General features: G+C 63.2%; 17 protein-coding genes. 10 read left to right on the plus strand and 7 right to left on the minus strand.

Going from position 1 to position 21,274, the window contains the following annotated elements; all coding sequences use genetic code 11:
• Positions 1 to 369: 369 nt before the first annotated feature.
• Positions 370 to 801, plus strand: coding sequence for a hypothetical protein (locus ACIPZF_RS16440; protein ID WP_400801257.1), 432 nt, complete (start codon positions 370 to 372; stop codon positions 799 to 801).
• A gap of 122 nt (positions 802 to 923) precedes the next feature.
• Here ACIPZF_RS16440 and ACIPZF_RS16445 read toward each other — a convergent pair whose 3' ends face one another.
• Positions 924 to 2,243: an OprD family porin gene (locus ACIPZF_RS16445; protein ID WP_400801259.1), complete on the minus strand. Its 1,320-nt coding sequence runs from the start codon at positions 2,241 to 2,243 to the stop codon at positions 924 to 926.
• A gap of 473 nt (positions 2,244 to 2,716) precedes the next feature.
• On the opposite strand from ACIPZF_RS16445, the gene ACIPZF_RS16450 reads away from it, so the two are divergent.
• Positions 2,717 to 4,819: a TonB-dependent receptor gene (locus tag ACIPZF_RS16450; RefSeq protein WP_400801261.1), complete on the plus strand. Its 2,103-nt coding sequence runs from the start codon at positions 2,717 to 2,719 to the stop codon at positions 4,817 to 4,819.
• Positions 4,820 to 5,327: 508 nt separating this feature from the next.
• Here ACIPZF_RS16450 and aguA read toward each other — a convergent pair.
• The gene (gene aguA, locus ACIPZF_RS16455; protein WP_400801263.1) at positions 5,328 to 6,434 is read right to left on the minus strand and encodes an agmatine deiminase; all 1,107 of its coding nucleotides are present in this window, start codon (positions 6,432 to 6,434) and stop codon (positions 5,328 to 5,330) included.
• 152 nt (positions 6,435 to 6,586) lie between these two features.
• Positions 6,587 to 9,487: an aminotransferase gene (locus tag ACIPZF_RS16460; protein ID WP_400801265.1), complete on the minus strand. Its 2,901-nt coding sequence runs from the start codon at positions 9,485 to 9,487 to the stop codon at positions 6,587 to 6,589.
• Positions 9,488 to 9,676: 189 nt separating this feature from the next.
• On the opposite strand from ACIPZF_RS16460, the gene rfbC reads away from it, so the two are divergent.
• Genes rfbC through ACIPZF_RS16480 form a run of 4 tightly spaced genes read left to right on the plus strand, consistent with a single transcriptional unit; the run spans position 9,677 to position 13,949 of the window.
• Positions 9,677 to 10,219 (plus strand): dTDP-4-dehydrorhamnose 3,5-epimerase, encoded by a 543-nt coding sequence (gene rfbC / locus ACIPZF_RS16465; RefSeq protein WP_400801266.1) that lies wholly within the window; start codon positions 9,677 to 9,679, stop codon positions 10,217 to 10,219.
• A gap of 58 nt (positions 10,220 to 10,277) precedes the next feature.
• The gene (locus ACIPZF_RS16470; RefSeq protein WP_400801268.1) at positions 10,278 to 12,092 is read left to right on the plus strand and encodes an ATP-binding protein; all 1,815 of its coding nucleotides are present in this window, start codon (positions 10,278 to 10,280) and stop codon (positions 12,090 to 12,092) included.
• A complete protein-coding gene (locus ACIPZF_RS16475) occupies positions 12,089 to 13,507 on the plus strand; it encodes a sigma-54-dependent transcriptional regulator (RefSeq protein ID WP_400801270.1) in 1,419 nt (472 codons plus the stop codon). The genes ACIPZF_RS16470 and ACIPZF_RS16475 overlap by 4 nt, the downstream gene beginning before the upstream one ends.
• The gene (locus ACIPZF_RS16480) at positions 13,494 to 13,949 is read left to right on the plus strand and encodes a YiiD C-terminal domain-containing protein (protein ID WP_400801272.1); all 456 of its coding nucleotides are present in this window, start codon (positions 13,494 to 13,496) and stop codon (positions 13,947 to 13,949) included. The genes ACIPZF_RS16475 and ACIPZF_RS16480 overlap by 14 nt, the downstream gene beginning before the upstream one ends.
• 107 nt (positions 13,950 to 14,056) lie before the next feature.
• Here ACIPZF_RS16480 and cysQ read toward each other — a convergent pair whose 3' ends face one another.
• Both cysQ and nudE read right to left on the minus strand, forming a co-directional pair.
• A complete protein-coding gene (cysQ, locus tag ACIPZF_RS16485; protein WP_400801273.1) occupies positions 14,057 to 14,875 on the minus strand; it encodes a 3'(2'),5'-bisphosphate nucleotidase CysQ in 819 nt (272 codons plus the stop codon).
• Positions 14,872 to 15,438, minus strand: coding sequence for an ADP compounds hydrolase NudE (nudE, locus tag ACIPZF_RS16490; RefSeq protein ID WP_400801275.1), 567 nt, complete (start codon positions 15,436 to 15,438; stop codon positions 14,872 to 14,874). The genes cysQ and nudE overlap by 4 nt, the downstream gene beginning before the upstream one ends.
• Positions 15,439 to 15,502: 64 nt before the next feature.
• Here nudE and yrfG point away from each other — a divergent pair, with 64 nt between their 5' ends.
• The gene (gene yrfG / locus ACIPZF_RS16495; protein WP_400801276.1) at positions 15,503 to 16,165 is read left to right on the plus strand and encodes a GMP/IMP nucleotidase; all 663 of its coding nucleotides are present in this window, start codon (positions 15,503 to 15,505) and stop codon (positions 16,163 to 16,165) included.
• Between the two features lie 103 nt (positions 16,166 to 16,268).
• On the opposite strand, the gene lysM is transcribed toward yrfG, so the two are convergent.
• The gene (lysM, locus tag ACIPZF_RS16500) at positions 16,269 to 16,709 is read right to left on the minus strand and encodes a peptidoglycan-binding protein LysM (protein WP_400801278.1); all 441 of its coding nucleotides are present in this window, start codon (positions 16,707 to 16,709) and stop codon (positions 16,269 to 16,271) included.
• Between the two features lie 176 nt (positions 16,710 to 16,885).
• Here lysM and fdhD point away from each other — a divergent pair, with 176 nt between their 5' ends.
• The 3 genes from fdhD to ACIPZF_RS16515 all read left to right on the plus strand — a co-directional run bounded on the left by fdhD (position 16,886) and on the right by ACIPZF_RS16515 (position 20,747).
• Positions 16,886 to 17,722 carry a formate dehydrogenase accessory sulfurtransferase FdhD gene (gene fdhD, locus ACIPZF_RS16505; RefSeq protein ID WP_400801280.1) on the plus strand — a complete coding sequence of 279 codons (837 nt, stop codon included), beginning with the start codon at positions 16,886 to 16,888 and terminating at the stop codon, positions 17,720 to 17,722.
• The gene (locus ACIPZF_RS16510; RefSeq protein WP_400801281.1) at positions 17,719 to 20,064 is read left to right on the plus strand and encodes an FdhF/YdeP family oxidoreductase; all 2,346 of its coding nucleotides are present in this window, start codon (positions 17,719 to 17,721) and stop codon (positions 20,062 to 20,064) included. Before fdhD ends, ACIPZF_RS16510 begins: the two co-directional genes overlap by 4 nt.
• Positions 20,065 to 20,267: 203 nt before the next feature.
• Entirely contained in the window at positions 20,268 to 20,747 is a 480-nt protein-coding gene (locus tag ACIPZF_RS16515) for a glycine zipper domain-containing protein (RefSeq protein ID WP_400801283.1), read from the plus strand.
• Positions 20,748 to 20,804: 57 nt separating this feature from the next.
• Here the strand turns inward: ACIPZF_RS16515 and ACIPZF_RS16520 are convergent, their stop codons facing one another.
• Positions 20,805 to 21,245 carry an acyl-CoA thioesterase gene (locus tag ACIPZF_RS16520; protein ID WP_400801285.1) on the minus strand — a complete coding sequence of 147 codons (441 nt, stop codon included), beginning with the start codon at positions 21,243 to 21,245 and terminating at the stop codon, positions 20,805 to 20,807.
• Positions 21,246 to 21,274: the final 29 nt, after the last annotated feature.

Raw genomic sequence — 21,274 nt, forward strand, 5'->3', positions numbered from 1 at the left:
TGGCACGGGCTACGCCCGTGTTCGCGGCTGAAGCCGCTCCCACAGCTCAATCCGCGCAGCTTTTTAAGTTTTGTGGAAGACAGTTGCTCCCACAGGGATTGCACGCCGTCTGAGGCATTTCGCCGGTAGGAGCGGATTTATCCGCGATGCAGGCGCTGCGGTGTATGGCACGGGCTACGCCTGTGTTCGCGGGACAAGTCGGATCGCCGCACCGCCACTCCCACAGGGATCGCGCACCTTTTTAAGTTTTGTGGAAGACAGTTGTTCCCACAGGGGATCGAACCATGTGAGCACGCCGCACCCGTGGCGGCAGCGTATTATTGCCGCGCAACCCCTCGGCCAATACAGCCACATGACATGGAGTCCGGCATGCTTTCCCATAAACTGATCGCACACTGCAAAACCAAAGGCTGGTGGTTCGATGCCCCCATCGAGGACTACCGGCAACCCTTGCTGGACCTTGGTGTAGCGCCGGACTCCGACTTCATGCGCTTCTTCCTGCACGTCGAGGATTGCCCGACATTTCGCAGTCAGAACGTCGAAATGTTCCAGGTCGGCTGGTTCCTGACTTACTCCAGCTACGAAGATACGATCAGGGCGACACATGAAATGGGACTGCCAGAGCAATACTTGCCTCTGGACGATTTCCAGAGCGAGCGTGGGTTCTTCTACAACCGCAGCACCGGGGAAGTGCTCGAGCTGGAGGCTGGCCCTTTGCTGGAGCAATTTCTGGCGGGAGAGGTAACGCCTCAATGGCCGGACTTCAACGCTTTTCTTGAATGGTATTTCGAACTGTCCTGAGCGCTCGCCGAACCATTCGTCCTTCCTGCGATGGACCCATGAAGCCGATACCAGCGCCAGCGTTACGCCGAAAAGAAACAACCCCGGCTTAGGCCGGGGCTGTTCGGTACACGGGATCAGTATCAGAAGATGCTGATCGGGTACTCGACGAATACGCGGACTTCGTTGCCGTCGTCGTTGTAGCCGTTCTGCTGTACAGCGTTGTTGGTGCGAAGGAACGAGCTGCGCAGCTTGATCGACAGGTCTTTGGCCGGGCCTTCCTGAACGACGTAACGGATCTGGTTGAAGATCTCGCGCTCTTTACCTTCGCCGAAGCCTTGCGGGCTGTCGACGCTGCGGGTGTTGATGTTGTCACCCACCACGTAGGCCAGCTTGTAGGTCAAGCCAGGGATGCCGTAAGCACCGAAGTCCAGGCCGTAGCCCAGCTGCCACGAACGCTCGTCTTCGGCGTTGAAGTCGGACCAGTAGGAGTTGGCCAGGAAGATGGTCGAACCACCGTCACCCACGCCGCCTTCGTTCTGGTACCAGCCGTAGTTGTAGCCGGTGCTGCCGGTGCTGCGCTGGTGCGCCAGGGTGAACGAGTGCGCACCGTAGGCGTAGGTCGCCGCCAGGCTCCAGATGGTGTTGGAGTCGCCGTTGAGCTTGGCGGACTGGACGTACTGCTTGTCGATGTCCGACTTGTAGCCGTTGAAGTCCAGGGTCAGCGACTGGTCACTGGCGATCGGGAAGACGTAGTTCAAGCCCAGGTAGTGCTTCTTCATCACGTCTTCGTTGTCTGCGGTGTACAGCGAAGCGGTGAAGTTGTCGGTGAACTTGTAGCTGCCGCCGAAGACGTTGATCGACTTCAGGCCGCCACCGTCACGACGCTCGGCGCTCTTGCGCGCTTCCTGGGTGAAGCGGCCGGCGTTCAGCTCCAGGCCTTCGATTTCCTTGGAGGTGATCAGGGTGCCGGTGAAGCTTTCTGGCAGCAGACGACCGTCGTCGTAATTCAGCACTGGCAGTGCAGGCATCTGGTCACCGTACTTGAGCACGGTGTTGGAGATGCGGAACTTCACGGCTGCACCAGCGCGGGCCAGGTCGTGCGGGCCGCTGGCGTTGCCGTCAGCGTTCTTGGTGTTGCCCGGTTTGAAGAAGTCGACACCGGCGCCGCCGTTGTGGCCCTTGCCGCCATCCAGACGCACAGCGTACAGGCCGAAGGCGTCAACGCCGACACCGACGGTGCCCTGGGTGAAACCAGAGGAGAAGTTGGCGATGGCCGCCTGGCCCCACTCGATCTGGTCGTCGGTGCCGTGCTTCTTGTCACGGTTGATGTAAGCGTTACGCAGCAAAACGTTTGCGTGGCTGTCTTCGATGAAGCCCTTGCTGTCGGCCTGCTCGTTGGCCTGTGCCTGGGTCGCGGCGATCATCGCCAGGGCGACCAGGCTGATCCTGGTTTTCAACATGTTGTTCTTTTCCTTATTTCTTAATCAAAAACGCTCTGCAATATGACGCCAGGAACCAACGCCCCTTCGTAGGTTCGACGCTATGCGGATCCAACTGAAAGGCCGCCGAGGGTTGCGTGGCGGGCCTTGTGCAGCAGCATGGCCAGGTCATGGCCATCAGGCGTTGGCCGAATCCTAGCCGTGTGCGATTACAAATGTCAAAAAGTCGTGAAATGCAGGTCGATATAACCAAAATAACCGGCAGGTGAAGGGCATTTTCATGCCCCTCCCCGCCATCAGTGGGGATTTTGTCTTTTGTCAGATGTGTCGATCTGACGCACCGGATAATTTCCCGGACGCGACCCAATGCCAAATGACTATTTACAAAGTGTTACCTATGTAAAGACGAGTCTTTACAAATACCCAAGCAACAGCAAATAGCAAGCATTACCATTCGCACCTCTTTTTCACCTGCCTTAGGTCCGGATGTCTCCATGCCTGCCCCCTGCCGACTTTCACCCCTTACGCTAGGCCTGTCGCTGCTGTTCAGCGCCAGCCTGGCCAGTGCCGCCTCCACTACCCTGCCTGAACTGTCGGTTACCGCCGACAGCGAGCGCGAAGAAGACAACCCACGGGTCAAGGAGGTCAGCACCGCAACACGCACCTCCACCCCTGTGCGCTACGTGCCCCAGGCCATCGACACGGTGAAGACCCGCAATGTCCTGGACTACGGCAGCGACTCGCTGGGCAAGGCACTCGAAGGTATCCCCAACGTCAGCAGCGGCGCGGACACACGCTTCGACAGCGTGCGCATCCGCGGTTTCGAAGCCAGCAACGACTTCTACCTCGATGGCATCCGCGACGACAGCCAGTACATTCGCGACCTGCACAACATCGAGCGGGTCGAAGTACTCAAGGGCCCGGCCGCCGTGCTGTATGGCCGTGGCAGCCAGGGCGGCATCGTCAACCGGGTGAGCAAGGCACCGGAAAAAGGCCGCCGCTCGTCCATCGAAGCCCAGGGGGGCAGCGAAGACCTGCGCAGCCTGTATGCCGACCTCAGCGCCGACCCCAGCGACACCGTCAGCCTGCGCCTGAACATGGGTAACCAGGACAACAACAGCTTCCGCGATGGCATCGATGGCAGCCGCCAGCTGTTCGCCCCGTCGATGAGCTGGCAGCTCACACCCGACCTGAACTGGCTGGTGCAATACGAGTACAGCCGCTACAACCGCACCCCCGACCGCGGCATCCCCGGGGTCAATGGGCGCCCGGCCGATGTCGGCCGCAGCACCACCTATGGCGACACTCAGCGCGACTTCATCGACGATCGCGCACAATCGTTGCGCTCGCGCCTGAACTACCAGCTCAACGACACCTGGCAGCTGCGCCACACTCTCGGCCTGTTCAAGCTCGACAGCGAGTTCGACAACACCTACCTGACCGGTTACAACGCCAGCAACAACACGGTCACCCGCCAACGCTGGCAACAGGACCTGAACACCCGCAACCTGTTCAACAACCTGGAAGCCGAAGGCGACTTCGCCACCTGGGGCCTGGAACACAAACTGCTGCTGGGCCTGGAATTCGGCAACCAGCGTCGCGACCCGACGCTGTATACCGCCGCTGCCGTCTCAGCCGGTGGCCGCCCGGTCCCGAGCCTGGACCTGAACAACCCGAATCGCGACCTGCAGCACACTGGCCGCATGGTCGTATCGAGCGACAACCACACGGTGGTCGACAGCCGTGGCCTGTACCTGCAGGACCAAATCCGCCTCAACGATCAATGGCAGATTCTGGCCGGGGTGCGCTTCGACCAGTTCGAGGTGGAAACCACCAACAAGGTGCGCAACCTGTCCGAGAAGCAGGACAGCAACACCACCAGCCCGCGCCTGGGCGTGGTCTATACGCCGTGGCGCGACCATTCGTTCTATGCGTCGTGGAGCAAGACCTTCTCGCCCGTCGGCGGCGGCCTGATCGGCATCACCCCAGGCGCGCCGGGGAACACCAACGACACCGGCCCCGAGCTGACCCGGCAGAAGGAAATCGGGGTCAAGAGCGACTGGTTCGACGAGCGTCTGACCACCACCTTCGCCATTTATGAACTTGAGCTGTACAACCGCCGCACACGTGACCCAAACAACCCGGAAATCACCCTGCTGAGCGGGCTGCAGCGCTCACGCGGGATCGAGCTGACCGCCACCGGCAACATCGTCGGCAATTGGTATGTGCGTGGGGGTATCGGCTTGCAGGATGCAACCATCGTCAAGGACAACAACGGCCTGGAAGGCAACCGCATCAACGATGTGGCCAAGCGCAACGGCAGCCTGTTCGTGACCTGGAAGCCAGAGCTTGGCTGGTACGCCGAGACCGGGTTGACGTTGGTGGGTGAGCGCTATGCCGACAACCAGAACACCACGGTGATGCCGGGTTATGGGCGCTGGGATGCGTTGGCGGGGTTCCGTACCCATGACTGGGATGTGCGGGCGGCACTGAGCAATATTACCGACAAGACGTATTACAGTTCGGCGACCAGTGCGGCGCAGATTCAGATTGGTGATCCGCGTAGCTTGGTGGTTACAGGGACTTACAGCTTCTGATTTTTTTGCTGGCTGTACTGGCCTCTTCGCGGGCAAGCCCGCTCCCACAAGTACCTCACTGAGCCTGAGAGCTGTGGGATACCTGTGGGAGCGGGCTTGCCCGCGAAGGGGCCAGCACTGATACCTATCAGTGCCAAACTCCCAGCAGCGCTTCCAGCTCTGCATCGCTGATCAGGCCTTGGGGATAGCGGCCGTCAAGCAGACGTCGTGGGTCGGTCGTCCTGACCCGTTTGCTTCCATGGTGTTTCAACCACTGCGTCAAAGTTCTGAGCGATTGGTGATTCACTGCCGATGGGCGCAATGCCGTCTCACTTGCTGCATTCATGTCTACACGTACTCCTGGTGCCCGTGAGCGGCTAATCTACTTCGCGATTGTTACAGAACGGCATGACCGACCTGTCCAAGTAACTCCCTGAAATCAATACAAAACATATGCCATTTCGGCGTACCGGACATCGCCGCAAAAAAAAGGCCCGTCATCTGACGGGCCTCGTTGAACGGCGTAGTCTCAGCGCTTGACCGGTGCCGGTTGCTGTTGGGTCAGGCAGTGAATGTTGCCCCCACCCAGCAGCAGCTCACGGCCCGGGATCATCACCACCTCATGGTCCGGGAAGACCTTGGCCAGGATCGCTCTAGCCTGGGCATCCGCTGGGTCGTTGAAGCTTGGTGCGATGATGCCGCCGTTGACGATCAGGAAGTTCACATAGGACCCGGCCAGGCGTACCGACGGGTCGCGCTCCTGGCTACCGGCCACGTGATCGACACCGGCGCACTCTTCCTCAGTGGCGAACAGCGGGCCCGGGATCGGCATCTTGTGCACCACGAACTCGCGGCCCTTGGCGTCACGGGTGTTTTTCAGCACCTCGTAGGCGGCATGGCAGCGCTTGTAGTTGGGGTCGTTGGAATCATCGGTCCAGGCCAGTAACACTTCGCCTGGGCTGACGTAACAGCAGAAGTTGTCGACGTGGCCATCGGTTTCGTCGTTGTACAGGCCGTCCGGCAGCCAGACGATGGTCTCGACAGCCAGGTGCTCACGCAGGATCTCTTCGATCTGCTCGCGGTTCAGGTGCGGGTTGCGGTTGTGGTTGAGCAGGCACTCTTCGGTGGTGATCAGGGTGCCCTCACCGTCCACGTGGATCGAGCCGCCTTCGAGCACGAAGCCTTCGGTGTGGTAGCGCTGGCAGCGCTCCATTTCCATGACCTTGGCCGCCAGTTCCTCGTCGCGGTTCCATGGCGCATAAAGGCCGCCGTCGAAACCACCCCAGGCGTTGAAGCCCCAGTCCACACCGCGTACTTCGCCCGCGTCGTTGATCACGAAGGTCGGGCCGGTGTCACGCACCCAGGCGTCATCGTTGCTGATTTCCACCACACGGATGTTCGGCAGGTCGAGCTGGCGACGGGCGTTTTCGTACTGGCCGGCGGAAACCGCCACGGTGACTGGCTCGAAACGGGCAATGGCCTTGGCCAAGGTCACATGGGCCGCCTGGGCAGGCTTGCCACCCAGGCGCCAGTTGTCTGCACGCTCTGGCCAGACCATCCACACCTGGCTTTGCGGTGCCCATTCGGCGGGCATGTGGAAACCGTCGGCGCGGGGGGTGGAGTTGAGGGTTTTCATGGGTAACCTCTGCAAAGGCCCTAGGCCGATGGTCAATGGAATGCTGGATTTATAACCGATATATATCGGCTTTAAAAGCTTGATACATACGAACGGTCAATAAAAATGCCGCACAAGCCGATAACAATCGGCATGCACGGCATTCCTGATGCTTACAGGTCTTCGGACAGAATCCGATCCACGCTGTTCACAAAGTAGTCCACACTGGCTTTTGTGGTACACATCGGCGGCTTGATCTTGAGGATATTGAGGTAGTCGCCGGTCGGCTGCATGAAAATGCCCAGATCGCGCAAGCGGTTGCACAATGTCATGGTTTCTTCGGTAGCAGGCTCCAGCGTCTCGCGGTCACGCACCAGCTCCAGCCCCAGATAGAAGCCCGAACCATGGGCGGCACCGGCCAGCGGATGTTTATCTACCAACGCCTGCAGGCGGCCCTTGAAGTAGCGCCCGGTTTCACGGGTGTTCTGCCACAGCCCCTCGTCTTCCATCACATCCAGCACTGCCATGCCGATACGGCAACTGACCGGGCTGCCGCCTGCGGAAGAGAAGAAGTAACCCTGCGCTTCCAGTGCTTCGGCAATCTCACGGCGGGTGATCACCGCGCCCAGTGGCTGACCGTTGCCCATACCCTTGGCCATGGTGATGATGTCGGGCACCACGCTCTGTTCCTCGAAGCCCCAGAAGTATTCGCCCAAGCGGCCGTAGCCGACCTGCACTTCGTCGGCGATGCACACACCGCCGCGCGCACGCACCTTGGCGTAGGCATCCTGCAGGTAGCCCGGCGGCAGCGAAATACCACCGGCATTGCCATACACCGGCTCACAGATCATGCCGGCCAGCTGACGGCCACGGGCATCGAGGTCGGCCAGTTTGGCATCGACGTCGCGCAGGTAGTCGCCAGCGCTGTCGGCGCCCCGGTAGCGGCCGCGGAAGGTGTTCGGGGCCTCGACCGGGTGCACCCAGTCCGGCCGGGTTTCCAGGGCTTGCGGGTTGTCGGCGATCGAGGTGGAAATCGCATCGGTGGCCACCGACCAGCCATGGTAGGCCTCCAGCACGCTGAGCAGGTCGCGCCCGCCGCTGTAGGCCCAGGCCAGGCGGATCGCCAGGTCGTTGGCCTCGGTGCCGCTGTTGACCAGAAATACCCGGTCGAAACCCGCCGGTGCCAGTTCGAGCAGGCGTTCGGAGAATTCAGCGATGGCGGCGTAATGGAAACGCGAGTTGGTGTTGAGCAACGACCATTGGCGCGCCGACTCGGCCACCATGCGCGGATGGCCATGGCCGAGCACCGCGACGTTGTTGAGCATGTCGAGGTAGGCACGGCCCTGCATGTCGAACAAGTAATTGCGCCAGCCGCGTTCGATGTGCGGCGGCTGCGCGTAGTAGTGCTTCTGCGAACGGGCGAAGCTGGCGTCACGACGGGCCAGCAGGGCCTGCGGGTCGGCCAGCGGCTCGGCGTCGCAGTCCAAGCCCAGCAGTGCTGCCGGCGACGGGCACAGCGCCAGCCAGGCGGCAGCGTGGGAAGGCGTGGCAAAGAACGGTGGCTGGATAGCGTCGTCCAGGCAAAGCTGAACACTGAGGAAGCCACAGCTGCTGCCCAACGTCTGGCCCTTGGTCAAGGACTGGCCGTCTGCCGGTGCGTCTTCCAGACCACTGAGCCACAACGTCCATTGGGCCGTACGCAAGCATCCGCGACCATCGCCCTGGCGCTGCCAGATACCTGCCTGAGGTGCTTGCAGCGTTGTGCCGTTAGGTACGTGCAACTCTACGCCCAAGGCGCAAGTGGCCGGCTCTTCGGGACGGTCGATGTGCGTTTGGGACAGGCGGTATTGCCCATGCAGGCTGCACGCTGGCGCCGGTTGCGTGGTCAGCACGCGCTGATCGAAGCCCGGTTGCTCCCAGTTTCCAGCTTCGCAGTGCCTGCTGAGCACGCCCAGATCGACCCGAGCCACCCCTTGCCCAGCCAAGTCAGGGAGCAGCGGTGCAGCGTAAGCCAGGTCAGGCGCGCACGGTTCGAGTCCCGCAGCCTGCAGAATGGCGGCTTCCATCAGGGCGAAAGGCACGGCGGTAGCGGTGTCGAAGATTTCCCACTCGTGGGCGATGTTGTCGCGGGTGTACTGATTGCCAGGGTCCACTGCCAATTGCTGTTGGCTGCTCAGTACCAGCACGGCGGCACGGTTCAGTACCAGCGGCCAAAGGGCGCGCAGTTCGGCCTCGCTCAGCGGGTTGACGGCCTGATAGGCGCGCACCGCCGGCAAGATGCGCAGCGGGTCGCCTTCGGCATGGTGCAGCAGCGCCGCGCAGGTCACCGACAGGTCGGCAATGCGCCAGGTGCGTAGCAAGTCGCCGAAATCGATGACGCCTTGCAGTTGCCATTCGCGTTCGGCATCGCGGGCCCAGACCGCGTTATCGTCGGTGATGTCCAGGTGCACGGCCTGGCAGGGCAGTTGCCCGACCAACGGTGCAAGCTTTTCAGCAGCCAGGCGGGTGGCCTGCTCGATGCGGGCACGCTGGCCGGCATCCTGCAACACGGGTGACAGATGCTCGATCAGCGCCTGGGCATGCTGCGGATCCCATTGCAGAGTGCGCACCAGGCCTGGGTGGTCGAAATCGGCCAGGGCCTGGTCGATGCGGGCGCAGAGCGCGCCCAGTTCGGCCATCAACCGGGGTTGCATGTGCTTGAGGCGTGTCAGCGGCTGCCCCTCGATATAATTCAGCAGGCGTGCGCGCAGCGGTTGGCCGTCGATGTCCAGCGCCAGCAAATCCTGGCCTTCCCGGGCCGTGCGCACCGCAGGCACCGGCAACCCGCGCTCACGCAGGTACGCCAGCGCCGCATGCTGCGCCTCCAGCTCCACTTGGGCATAGCTGCCATGGCAGACCTTGAGCACGAACCGCGCTTGCCCGGTGTCCAAACGGAAGTTGAGGTCCTGCTGACTGCCCAACGCAGACAGGCTGCCGGCCAGGTCGTAATGGCCCTGCAGCAAGGCGTGCGCCTGGGCTTCGCTGAGCGACGGGCTGGGCAGGCTGGAACGCTGGATCAGGGTGCGCAGGGGCATGAAGATGAAACCTCTTTTACTTTTCGCTTATCTCGCCACTGCCACGGCCGATAAACAAGTGGCAAAGATGAAATGATGTTCGTGCGTCCGTGCGCAGTCATGAGGGCAATCTAGGCTGCAACAGGCCAAGGCGGGCTAAATTCAACGAGACTGGTACGGTCCCCTGAGTACACGGGTCAGATAATCACCATGAACATAATTGCAACCGACATCCCTGATGTACTGATCATCGAACCGAAAATTTTCGGCGACGATCGCGGCTTTTTCTTCGAAAGCTTCAATGCCCGCGAATTCGCCAGGCAAACCGGTTTTGACGCCCGCTTCGTTCAGGACAACCACTCTCGCTCACAGCGCGGCGTACTCCGTGGCCTGCACTACCAGATCGACAACCCGCAGGGGAAACTGGTGCGGGTAACCCAGGGTGAAGTGCTCGACGTTGCCGTGGATATTCGCCGCAGTTCACCCACGTTTGGCCGCTGGGTCGCGACCCGCCTGTGCGCGGCAGACCACCGTCAGTTCTGGATTCCGCCAGGGTTCGCCCATGGTTTTGTGGTGCTGAGCGAGTCGGCCGACTTCCTCTATAAGACCACCGACTACTACAACCCCGCCGCCGAGCGCTGCATCCGCTGGGACGATCCGCAACTGGCCATCGACTGGGGCGTGGAAGCGCCGCTGCTGTCGGCCAAGGACCAGGCCGGCGCCCTGCTGAAAGACGCCGACCTGTTCCCATGAGGATCGCCTGCCTCAAGTAGCGCATAATTGCGCCAGACTCCACTGGCGCATTTTCGCAATGATCGCAAAACCCACGCACCCTCGCCGTCCCCGCTGGCGCAGCCTGGCCCTGCTGGCCCTGTGCCTGGCCCCCTTGTTGTGGCCGCTGCATCATCTTGCCGAACGCTATTACCAGGATGAGCTGGCCTCGCAGAATCGCCAGACCCTCGACCTGTACGTGGCCAACCTGCTCGGCACGTTGCATCGCTACGAGACCCTGCCGCAGATCCTCGGCGACCTGCCGGCGCTGCGCGGCGTGCTGGACGACCCGTTCAAGCTCGAAGCGGTGACCAACGCCAACCGCCTGCTGAAGGACATCGTCCACCAGACTGGTGCCGAGGTGATGTACCTGATGGATATCAGCGGCAATACCCTGGCCGCCTCCAACTGGGACAAGCGCGACAGCTTCGTCGGCCGCAACTTCGCCTTCCGCCCGTACTTCAATGAAGCCATGGCTGGGCAACTTGGGCGCTTCTTCGGCCAGGGCACCACTTCGGCCAAGCGCGGCTACTTTTTTGCCGCCGCCGTGCGCGACCGCGAGCGCATCGTCGGTGTGCTGGTGGTCAAGGTCGACCTCGACCACACCGAAACCCTCTGGGGCCGCACGCCCGAGCAGCTGCTGCTGACCGACCACAATGGGGTGGTCATCCTCACCTCGCGGCCGGACTGGCGCTTCCGCGCCACCCGCGAGCTGACCGATGCCGAGCGCCAGGCGATCATCGCCATCCAGCCCTACCCGACCCAGGCGCCGCAGCCACTCGTACTCAACCAGGATGCCTGGCTGGCCCAGACCCGCGACATCAAGGAGACCGGCTGGCAAGTCAGCATCCTCGCCCCGCGCTCACTGGTCGACCGCTCGGTGCAGACAGTCATGGCCATCGGCGGCGGTGCGCTGCTGGTGCTGATGTTGTTGGCCGGCCTGGTGATGCAACGGCGCCGGCACTACATCGACCGCATCGACTTCGAAGCCCGCGGTCGCCAGGAGCTGGAAAACCGCGTAGTGCAGCGCACCGCCGACCTCGAAGGCCTGAATACCCGGCTCAAGAGCGCGGTGCTGGAGCGCGAGAACGCCCAGCAGGAGCTGGTTCGTGCCCAGGACGAACTGGTGCAGGCCGGCAAGCTGTCGGTGCTCGGCACCATGTCGGCGAGCATCAGTCACGAACTCAACCAACCATTGGCGGCGATCCGCAGCTACGCAGAAAACGCCGAGGTCCTGCTCGACCACCAACGTACCGAAGATGCCCGCGGCAACCTCAAGCTGATCGGCGAACTGACCGGGCGCATGGCCTCGATCATCGCCCACCTGCGCGCCTTCGCCCGCCGCGATCGCCACGCGCCGGAAAGCGTGGCGCTGCAGCCTGCGCTGGACGACGCCCTGGCCCTGCTGGCCAAGCGCCGCCGGGCCATGGCGGTGGAGCTGATCCGCGACCTGCCCGATGCCACCCTGTGGGTGCAGGCCGGCGAAACCCGCCTGCGCCAGGTGCTCGGCAACCTGCTGGCCAACGCCCTCGATGCCTTGACCGAAAAGGCCAACCCGCGCCGCCTGTGGCTCAGTGCCGAAAAACGCGATGACTACGTCTATCTGTTCATCCGCGACAACGGCCCGGGCTTCAGCCGCCAGGCCCTGGAGCATGCCAAGGAGCCATTCTTCACCACCAAGACCCGCACCCAGGGCCTCGGCCTGGGCCTGGCCATCTGCGAAAGCCTGATGCGTGCGCTGGGTGGCGAACTGCTGCTGGCCAACCACCCGGAAGGTGGCGCCCTGCTTACCTTGCAACTGCGCGTGGCCACGCCTGGCGCCAACCTGCAACCTTCAGAGGACCCTTCGGCATGACCCCCGAGCCTTACATCGACAGCCAGGCCCAGGTCCTGCTGGTGGACGATGACCCACACCTGCGCCAGGCCCTGAGCCAAACCCTCGACCTCGCCGGTCTCAAGGTCGTCGCCCTGGCCGACGCCCAGGGCCTGGCCGAGCGCATCGAGCCCGACTGGCCCGGCGTGGTTGTCAGCGATATCCGCATGCCCGGCATCGACGGCCTGCAACTGCTCGAGCAACTGCATGGCCGCGACAACGAACTGCCGGTGCTGCTGATCACCGGCCACGGCGATGTGCCGCTGGCAGTACAAGCCATGCGCGCAGGGGCCTACGATTTCCTGGAAAAACCTTTCGCCACCGATGCCCTGCTCGACAGCGTGCGCCGCGCCTTGGCCTTGCGCCGGCTGGTGCTGGACAACCGCAGCCTGCGCCTGGCTCTGAGCGATCGCCAGCAGTTGGCCACCCGCCTGGTCGGCCATTCGCCTGCCATGCAGCGCCTGCGCGAGCAGATCGGCGCACTGGCCGGCACCCGCGCCGACGTGCTGATCCTCGGGGAGACCGGCGCCGGCAAGGAAGTAGTTGCCCGCGCCCTGCACGACCTGTCCAGCCGCCGCGACGGCCCGTTCGTGGCCATCAATGCCGGGGCGCTGGCCGAGTCGGTGGTCGAAAGCGAACTGTTCGGCCATGAACCCGGGGCCTTCACCGGCGCGCAGAAGCGCCGCATCGGCAAGTTCGAGTTCGCCAACGGCGGCACGCTGTTCCTCGACGAAATCGAGAGCATGAGCCTGGACGTGCAGGTAAAACTGCTGCGCCTGCTGCAGGAACGGGTGGTCGAGCGCCTGGGTGGCAATCAGTTGATCCCGCTGGACATCCGCATCATCGCCGCGACCAAGGAAGACTTGCGCACCTCCGCCGACCAGGGCCGCTTCCGGGCCGACCTTTATTACCGCCTGAACGTCGCGCCATTGCGCATCCCGCCGCTGCGCGAACGCGGTGACGACATCCTGGTGCTGTTCCAGCATTTCGCCGACACCGCCAGCGAGCGCCACGGCCTGCCAGTGCACAGCCTGCAGCCGGCGCAACGGGCCATGCTGTTGCGCCACAATTGGCCTGGCAATGTGCGTGAACTGCAGAACGCCGCCGAACGCTTCGCCCTGGGCCTGGAACTGGCCCTGGATAGTCAGGCACCTGCTGCGGCTGCCCCTTCGGCGCCGATATCGCTGGGCAATCTCAGTGAACAGGTCGAGCAGTTCGAACGCTCGTTGATCGCCGCCGAACTGGCCCAGCCGCACAGCTCCATGCGCAGCCTGGCCGAGGCACTTGGAGTGCCGCGCAAGACGCTGCATGACAAACTGCGCAAGCACGGCCTCAACTTCGACGGCGGCAACAGCGGACAAGATGACCACGAGGACAACCGCCATGAACAGCGATAGCCAGTACCTGCAGTCGGTGCTGCACAGCGATATTCCCCTCACCCGCGAGATGGGCCTGGAAGTCATCGATTGGCAAGGCATGAGCCTGCGCCTGCAGTTGCCGCTGGCCGCCAACGTCAATCACAAGAACACCATGTTTGGCGGCAGCCTGTACTGCGCCGCCGTGCTGGTGGGCTGGGGCTGGCTGCACCTGCGCCTGCGCGAGCTGGGCATCGATGACGGGCATATCGTCATCCAGGAAGGCCAGATCAGCTACCCGTTGCCGGTGACCGGCACGGCGGTGGCACGCTGTGCAGCGCCGGAGGACAAAACCTGGGAACGTTTCGTGACGATGTACCAGCGCCGGGGCCGTGCGCGGCTGACGCTGGAAACTACCGTGAGTAACGTCGACAGCGACGAGCCCGCCGTCCGGTTCAGCGGGCAGTACGTGTTACATCAATAACCTGTGGGAGCGGGCTTGCCCCGCGAAGCAGGCGCCTCGGTGGATGGCACCGGCTTCGCCGGTGTTCGCGGGGCAAGCCCGCTCCCACAGGGGTATTGCGCAGGCGCTTAGATAAGCTTCAGGAACGTCGGGCGCCAACCTGCATTCTTGGGCAACGCCAGGAAGAATGGGTTGAGCAGCGAATCGCGAGCCGGATAACGGAACGCCAGCCCATCCACCCCGATCACTTCACCACCCGCGCCTTCCAGCACACCTTGGGCGGCAGCGGTATCCCACTGCGAGGTCGGCGCCAGACGCGGGTAGCAGTCGGCGCTGCCTTCGGCCAGCAGGCAGAATTTCAGCGAACTGCCGATATTGGCCAGTTCCAGCTCGCCAACCGCAGCGCCAAGACCAGCCAGCAACGCTTCCTGCTGCGGGCTGGAATGGCGACGGCTGGCCACCACGGTGAAGCGGCCATCGGCAGGCGGAGCGTTACGAACCTGGATCGGTTCGGCCTGGCCGTCCGTCTCTGCGCGCCAGGCGCCCAAGCCGCGGCCACCGAAGTAGCAGCGCCCACTGGTCGGCATCGACACCACGCCAAACACCACGTCACCGTTCTCGATCAAGGCGATATTGACGGTGAACTCTTCGCTACCGGCGATGAATTCCTTGGTCCCGTCGAGCGGATCGACCAGCCACCAGCGCTGCCAGCCCTGGCGTTCGGCCAGGGGGATATTGCAGTCTTCCTCGGACAACACCGGGATCTCAGGCGCCAGGGCCTGCAGGCCCTCGGCAATGACCCGATGCGCGGCCAGGTCGGCGGCGGTCACTGGCGAATCGTCGGCCTTGTTGGTCACCGCCACATCGGCGCGCCAGAACGGCAGGATCGCCTGGCCCGCCAGGCCGGCCAGTTTCACCACTTCGTGCATCAATTGCTGGTCGTTCATACGTCGAGCAGCCCCCGCTGAATCATCAGGTCACGTGCCAGGTACAGCGCCGCCAGCGCCCGCCCTTCGGTGAACTGAGGGTGCATGGCCAGCGCCGAAAGCTCGCGCAGGTTGACCTTGTCGACTCGCATCGGCTCGGGTTCATCGCCCTCCAGACGCTCTTCGTACAAGTCGGTTGCCAGCACCACCTGGATCTTCTGGCTCATGTAGCCCGGCGACAGCGACAGCTCGGTCAGGTGTTCCAGCTGACGTGCGCCAAAGCCGGCCTCTTCCTTGAGTTCCCGGTCAGCTGCCGCCAGCACGTCTTCGCCCGGTTCGATCAGGCCCTTGGGCAGCGACAGCTCGTACTCGTCGGTACCGCCGCAATATTCCTCGACCAGCACCGCGTGTTCAGCATCTAGCATGGCGACGATCATCACCGCACCATAACCGTTGCCACGACCGACCAGGCGCTCATAGGTACGCTCGGTGCCATTGCTGAAACGCAACTGTACGGCCTCGACGCGGAACAGGCGGCTGCTGGCGACGATTTCGCGGCTGAGGACGGTGGGTTTCTGGCGCATGGGGCGGCTCCTTGGCGTGAACGGGTTACTATACCGTGGCTTGCCGACTGAACGAGAGTTTCCCATGCCTGTTCTTCCCTGGTCCGCCATCGATACCGTCCTGCTGGACATGGACGGCACCCTGCTCGACCTGCACTACGACAACCGCTTCTGGCTGGAGCACCTGCCCCAGCGCTACGCCGAGCTGCATGGCGTGAGCCGGGCCATGGCGGAACTTGAGCTGCAACCGCTGTTCGAGCGCAATGCCGGCACCCTCAACTGGTATTGCCTGGACTTCTGGAGCCGCGAGCTGAACCTGCCGATTCGCGAGCTCAAGCGCGAGATCGCCGACCTGATCGCCTTACGGCCCGATGCCGATACCTTCCTTGCAGCGATCCGCCAGGCGGGCAAGCGGGTGGTGATGATCACCAATGCCCACCGTGATTCGCTGTCGCTGAAGCTGGAGCGGGTGGAACTGGCGCCGTATTTCGAACGGCTGATCAGTTCGCATGATTATGGCTACCCGAAGGAGAGTCCGCAGTTCTGGGATGCGCTGCAGGCGGATATCGGGTTTGTGCCAGCGCGGAGTCTGTTCATCGATGACACGCTGGCGATTCTGCGCAGTGCGCAGCGATATGGCGTGGGGCATCTTCTGGCGGTGCGCCAGCCGGACAGCCAGGCGGCGCCTCGGGATACCCAGGAGTTTGCGGCGGTCGAGGATTACCGGGAATTACTGCAGGGCCTGTAATGGCCCTTTCGCGGGGCAAGCCCGCTCCCACAATGGTGGGTGTTGCCAGGACCATTGTGGGAGCGGGCTTGCCCCGCGAAGAGGCCGGGTCAGGCAATAGATATTATTCGGGAATGCGCAAAACCTGCCCCGGGTAGATCTTGTCCGGGTGCTTGAGCATCGGCTTGTTAGCCTCGAAGATCTTGTTGTACTGGTTGGCGTTGCCATAAACCTTCAAGGAGATGGCACTGAGCGTGTCACCCTTCACCACGGTGACAAACTGCGCCGCAACGGCAACCGGCCCGGTCACGGTGATCTGGTCATCGACGCTCGCAACGCCATTGATGTTGCCCGCCGCCAGGATGATCTTCTCTTTCTCCTCCTGGCTGGACACCTCGCCCTTGAGGATGATCTTGTCACCCTCTACCGTGGCGGTGATATTCGGGTTGCCCAGGCCGACACTCTCCACGTGCTTCTTCAACTGCTCTTCAGCATTGGCATTGCCAGGGGTCAGCAGGTCGATCAACTTCTCGCCGGCTTCCTTCACGAAACTGAACAGGCTCATAGCGCGCTCCTTGTTGACTGAAAACCTCGGAGAAAGGAGTCTAGGCCAGGATTGCCCCTCCCGCCCCACTGCGACCAATCGACGCGGTCTATCAAGGCATAGACCCTAGCGATTAGACGTGGCCGGCGCGTGGGCCTAGGCTGGGTGCTATCAAATAGCCGCCGGTAGTCAGCCGAATGAACAAGCCTCCGGTCTGCGCGGCCGCCACGCCTTTGGCCATGCCTGCCGCCAGCAACACCTACGACTACGTCCAGCTCAACGACACCGCACGCGCCAGCACGCCGCTGGCCGAGGAAGTCGCCCTGGCCATCGCCTACAACGGCCTCAACCAGGCTGTGATGCTGGTCAGCCCCACCGATCTCGAAGACTTTGCAGTCGGCTTCAGCGTTGGCAGCGGCATTGTCGAAGGCACAGCGGAAATCTACGACCTGAAACTGTCTGGTAGCGGCTCGGCGATGTACGCCGACCTGGAGATTTCCAGCCGCGCGTTCTGGAACCTGAAGAACCAGCGCCGCCAGTTGGCCGGCACCAGTGGCTGTGGCCTGTGTGGCGTCGAAGCCCTGGAGCAGGCGCTGCCGGATCTGGCCGAACTGCCTGGCGCGCCATTGCCACCTGTGCAGTGGCTGGCCGGCCTGCGTGAACGCATCGGTGTCTTCCAGCCTCTGGGCCAGCACTGCGGTGCCGTGCACGCGGCGCTGTTCATGAACGCCCAGGGCGAAATCTTGCTGGGCCGCGAAGACATCGGCCGGCATAACGCGCTGGATAAAGTCATCGGCGCTCTGCTGCGCCAGAACATCGCGACAGAAGGCGGCCTGGCCATCGTCACCAGCCGTTGCAGCCTGGAGCTGATCCAGAAGGTCCTGCGCGCCGGCATCCAGACTCTGGTCAGCCTCTCGGCGCCCACCGGCCTCGCCCTGCAGTGGGCGCGCAAGCACAACCTCAACCTCATTCATCTGCCCAAACACAGTGCACCGCGGGTCTACAGCCCAGCGGCGGAGTCGAACCAGCCGTGACCTCGTACCAGCCTCTTCCCGACAATGCCCCCGCCTCCACCCCTCGCTACAAGCCCTACCACGGCCCTGCCGGCGGTTGGGGTGCGCTGCGCAGCGTGGCCAAGGCCTGGGTCGGCAGCGACAACGCGCTGAAAAACCTCCGCGCCCTGCTCAAGACCAACCAGAACGGCGGCTTCGACTGCCCAGGCTGCGCCTGGGGCGACTCGCCCGAAAGCGGCATGGTCAAGTTCTGCGAGAACGGCGCCAAGGCAGTCAACTGGGAAGCCACCAAGCGCCGCGTCGATGCGGCCTTCTTCGCGCGCTACAGCGTCAGCGCGCTGCTTCAGCAGAGCGACTACTGGCTCGAATACCAGGGCCGGCTGACCGAGCCGATGGTCTACGACCCGGCCAGCGACCGCTACCAGCCGATTGCCTGGGACGATGCCTTCGCCCTGATTGCCCGTGAGCTGAACGCACTCGCCACGCCCGACCAGGCCGAGTTCTACACCTCGGGCCGCGCCAGCAACGAGGCGGCGTACTTGTACCAACTGTTCGTTCGCGCGTTCGGCACCAACAACTTCCCCGATTGCTCGAACATGTGCCACGAGGCCAGCGGTGTGGCGCTGGGCCAGAGCGTCGGCGTGGGCAAAGGCACGGTCACCTTCGACGACTTCGAGCATGCCGACGCGATTTTCGTCTGGGGCCAGAACCCCGGCACCAACCACCCGCGCATGCTCGACCCGCTGCGCGATGCGGTGAAGCGCGGCGCCCAGGTGGTGTGCGTCAACCCGCTCAAGGAGCGTGGCCTTGAGCGCTTCCAGCACCCGCAGAACCCGCTGGAAATGCTGACCAACAGCGACCGCCCGACCAACACCGCGTTCTTCCGCCCGGCGCTGGGCGGCGACATGGCGATGCTGCGTGGCATGGCCAAGTTCGTCTTGCAGTGGGAGCGCGAGGCACAGGCCAAGGGCGAGCCGGCGATCTTCGACCACGTGTTCATTGCCGAGCATGGTCACGGCGTCGATGAATACCTGGCGGCGGTGGACGCTACCTCGTGGCAGCACATCCAGGAACAATCCGGCCTGGCGCTGGCCGACATCGAACTGGCCGCACGCATGTACTGCCGCAGCAAGCGGGTGATCATGTGCTGGGCGATGGGCATTACTCAACACCGCCATTCGGTGCCGACCATTCAGGAAATCGTCAACCTGCAGATGCTGCGCGGCAACATCGGCGTACCCGGCGCCGGCCTGTGCCCGGTGCGTGGCCACAGCAACGTGCAGGGCGACCGCACCATGGGCATCAACGAGCGCCCGCCGGTGGCGCTGCTCGATGCCATCGAAAAGCGCTTTGGCTTCCGCGTACCGCGACACAATGGCCACAACACCGTCGAGGCGATCCACGCCATGCTCGATGGTCGCGCCAAGGTGTTCATCGGCCTGGGCGGCAACTTTGCCCAGGCGACCCCGGACAGCGAGCGCACAGCAAAAGCTTTGCGCAACTGCGAACTGACCGTGCACATCAGCACCAAGCTCAACCGCAGCCACCTGATCCACGGCAAGCAGGCGCTGATTCTGCCCTGCCTGGGCCGCACCGACATCGACCTGCAGGCCGACGGCCCGCAGGCGGTCACGGTGGAAGACTCGTTCAGCATGGTCCACGCCTCCAACGGCCAGCTAAAACCGCTGTCCAAGCAGATGCGTTCGGAGCCGGCAGTAGTCGCCGGCATCGCCGCCGCCACGCTGGGCAAACGCCCGGTTGACTGGCACTGGTTGGTCGCGGACTACAGCCGTATTCGTGACCTGATCGGCGACACCATCGCCGGCTTCGCCGGCTTCAACCAGCGCTTGAGCCACCCCGGCGGCTTCTATCTGGGCAACAGCGCCGGCAGCCGCCAGTGGAAGACCACCAGCGGCCGCGCCAATTTCAAGGCCAACCTGCTGCCCGACACCCTGCTCGACCAGCGCGTGCGCGCCAGCGGCCAGGTGCCGGACCTGATCATGCAGTCGATGCGCTCGCACGATCAGTACAACACCACCATTTACGGCCTGGACGACCGCTACCGTGGTGTACGCGGCCAGCGTGACGTGCTGTTCGTCAATGAAGCCGACATCATCCGCCTGGGCTTCCAGCCGGGGCAGAAGGTCGACATCGTGTCGTTGTGGGGCGATGAACATGAGCGCCGGGTGCAGGGTTTCACCCTACTGGCCTTCGATATCCCGGCTGGGCAGGCGGCGGCCTATTACCCGGAAGTAAATCCGCTGATTCCGCTGGAAAGCATCGGTGAGGGCAGCCATACGCCAACCTCCAAATTCGTCGCCATCAAGCTGGAACGGGCGCGCGACGACGGCCGGATCGTATAACGGGCGAAAACGAAAAAGCCCTGTTCCGCAAGGGTTCAGGGCTTTGTCACAATAACCTCAGACACGCGAAAATCGATTAAGTTTCATAGCAAATACAGTAACTTAGAGAATTGTGTACAATTCGTGCTACTCGTCGGATTTCCGTTGCAAGGCGCATCGCAGAGCCTCAAATTCGCCCTCGTCATCCCTATGAGGCTCTCTTGATGAAGAAGTACTCCTCGATTCTGTTGTTGTCTTTCAGCTTGCTCAGCGGCGTTGCCATGGCAGGCGGCAATACCGAGGCCGGCATTGGCGGCGCATTGGGTGGGGTACTCGGCTCCGTAGTGGGCAACTCCATCGGCGGTAGCACCGGCGGCGCCATTGGTGCCGGCCTGGGCGGCGCAGCCGGCGGTGCCCTGGGTGCCGACAAGCGCCAGCGTGGCGAGGCCGCTATCGGTGGTGCGCTGGGCGCTGCGGGCGGTAACGTGGTCGGTCGCTCGGTGGGCGGCACCACCGGCAGCTACATTGGTGCAGCCGCAGGCGGCGGTGCCGGTGGCGCGCTGGGCAACTACCTGGGCAACAAGGCCGATGACGACGAGCGTCATGACGATCGCCGCTACCGTCGTGGCTACGACGACCGTCGTCACTATGACCGCGGCCGTCATTATGGCCACCGCAAGCACAAGCGCCACTGGCGCGACTGATACCTCGGGCCAACGCCCAGGTTGTGCAAAAGCCCCGCCCTCATCGGCGGGGCTTTTTTATGCCTGCTGTTCGAGTTGCAGACCGGCGAGAATGACCTGCAGCGCCTCCGGCAGCGGCACCGGTCGGCCGCTTGCTCGTTCGATGAACACCTGCACCACCGTCCCCGCCGCACAGGCATCCACTTCGCCTGGGCGATACAGCGCCAACCGGTACTCCACCGTGCTCCCCGCCAGGCGCGTCACGCCCAGGCCAACCTCCAGCACATCCGGGAAGCCCGGTAAGGCGAAGAAGTCCGCCGCTGAACTGACCACGAATGCCGCCAGTTCGCCTTCACGCAGGTCGAACTCGGCTTGCTCGACGAGAAAGGCCTGGATCGCGGTTTCGAAGAAGCCGTGCACGGTGGCACCGGCGATGTGGCCATTGTGGTCGTTGTCCTGCGGGCGGGTGAGGATGGGGTGGAAATGGGAGAAGGCGTTGCGGTTGAGGGATTCGGTCATGAGATATCCACAATTGGCGTCACCGTGAG

It is taken from the genome of Pseudomonas sp. NPDC089752 (genome assembly GCF_044748725.1).
GTDB lineage: Bacteria > Pseudomonadota > Gammaproteobacteria > Pseudomonadales > Pseudomonadaceae > Aquipseudomonas.

Bases quoted from the DNA above. Each gene is read 5' to 3' on its own strand.
- ACIPZF_RS16440 (WP_400801257.1), top strand. From the start codon at position 370: ATGCTTTCCCATAAACTGATCGCACACTGCAAAACCAAAGGCTGGTGG.
- ACIPZF_RS16445 (WP_400801259.1), bottom strand. From the start codon at position 2,243: ATGTTGAAAACCAGGATCAGCCTGGTCGCCCTGGCGATGATCGCCGCG.
- ACIPZF_RS16450 (WP_400801261.1), top strand. From the start codon at position 2,717: ATGCCTGCCCCCTGCCGACTTTCACCCCTTACGCTAGGCCTGTCGCTG.
- aguA (WP_400801263.1), bottom strand. From the start codon at position 6,434: ATGAAAACCCTCAACTCCACCCCCCGCGCCGACGGTTTCCACATGCCC.
- ACIPZF_RS16460 (WP_400801265.1), bottom strand. From the start codon at position 9,487: ATGCCCCTGCGCACCCTGATCCAGCGTTCCAGCCTGCCCAGCCCGTCG.
- rfbC (WP_400801266.1), top strand. From the start codon at position 9,677: ATGAACATAATTGCAACCGACATCCCTGATGTACTGATCATCGAACCG.
- ACIPZF_RS16470 (WP_400801268.1), top strand. From the start codon at position 10,278: ATGATCGCAAAACCCACGCACCCTCGCCGTCCCCGCTGGCGCAGCCTG.
- ACIPZF_RS16475 (WP_400801270.1), top strand. From the start codon at position 12,089: ATGACCCCCGAGCCTTACATCGACAGCCAGGCCCAGGTCCTGCTGGTG.
- ACIPZF_RS16480 (WP_400801272.1), top strand. From the start codon at position 13,494: ATGAACAGCGATAGCCAGTACCTGCAGTCGGTGCTGCACAGCGATATT.
- cysQ (WP_400801273.1), bottom strand. From the start codon at position 14,875: ATGAACGACCAGCAATTGATGCACGAAGTGGTGAAACTGGCCGGCCTG.
- nudE (WP_400801275.1), bottom strand. From the start codon at position 15,438: ATGCGCCAGAAACCCACCGTCCTCAGCCGCGAAATCGTCGCCAGCAGC.
- yrfG (WP_400801276.1), top strand. From the start codon at position 15,503: ATGCCTGTTCTTCCCTGGTCCGCCATCGATACCGTCCTGCTGGACATG.
- lysM (WP_400801278.1), bottom strand. From the start codon at position 16,709: ATGAGCCTGTTCAGTTTCGTGAAGGAAGCCGGCGAGAAGTTGATCGAC.
- fdhD (WP_400801280.1), top strand. From the start codon at position 16,886: ATGAACAAGCCTCCGGTCTGCGCGGCCGCCACGCCTTTGGCCATGCCT.
- ACIPZF_RS16515 (WP_400801283.1), top strand. From the start codon at position 20,268: ATGAAGAAGTACTCCTCGATTCTGTTGTTGTCTTTCAGCTTGCTCAGC.
- ACIPZF_RS16520 (WP_400801285.1), bottom strand. From the start codon at position 21,245: ATGACCGAATCCCTCAACCGCAACGCCTTCTCCCATTTCCACCCCATC.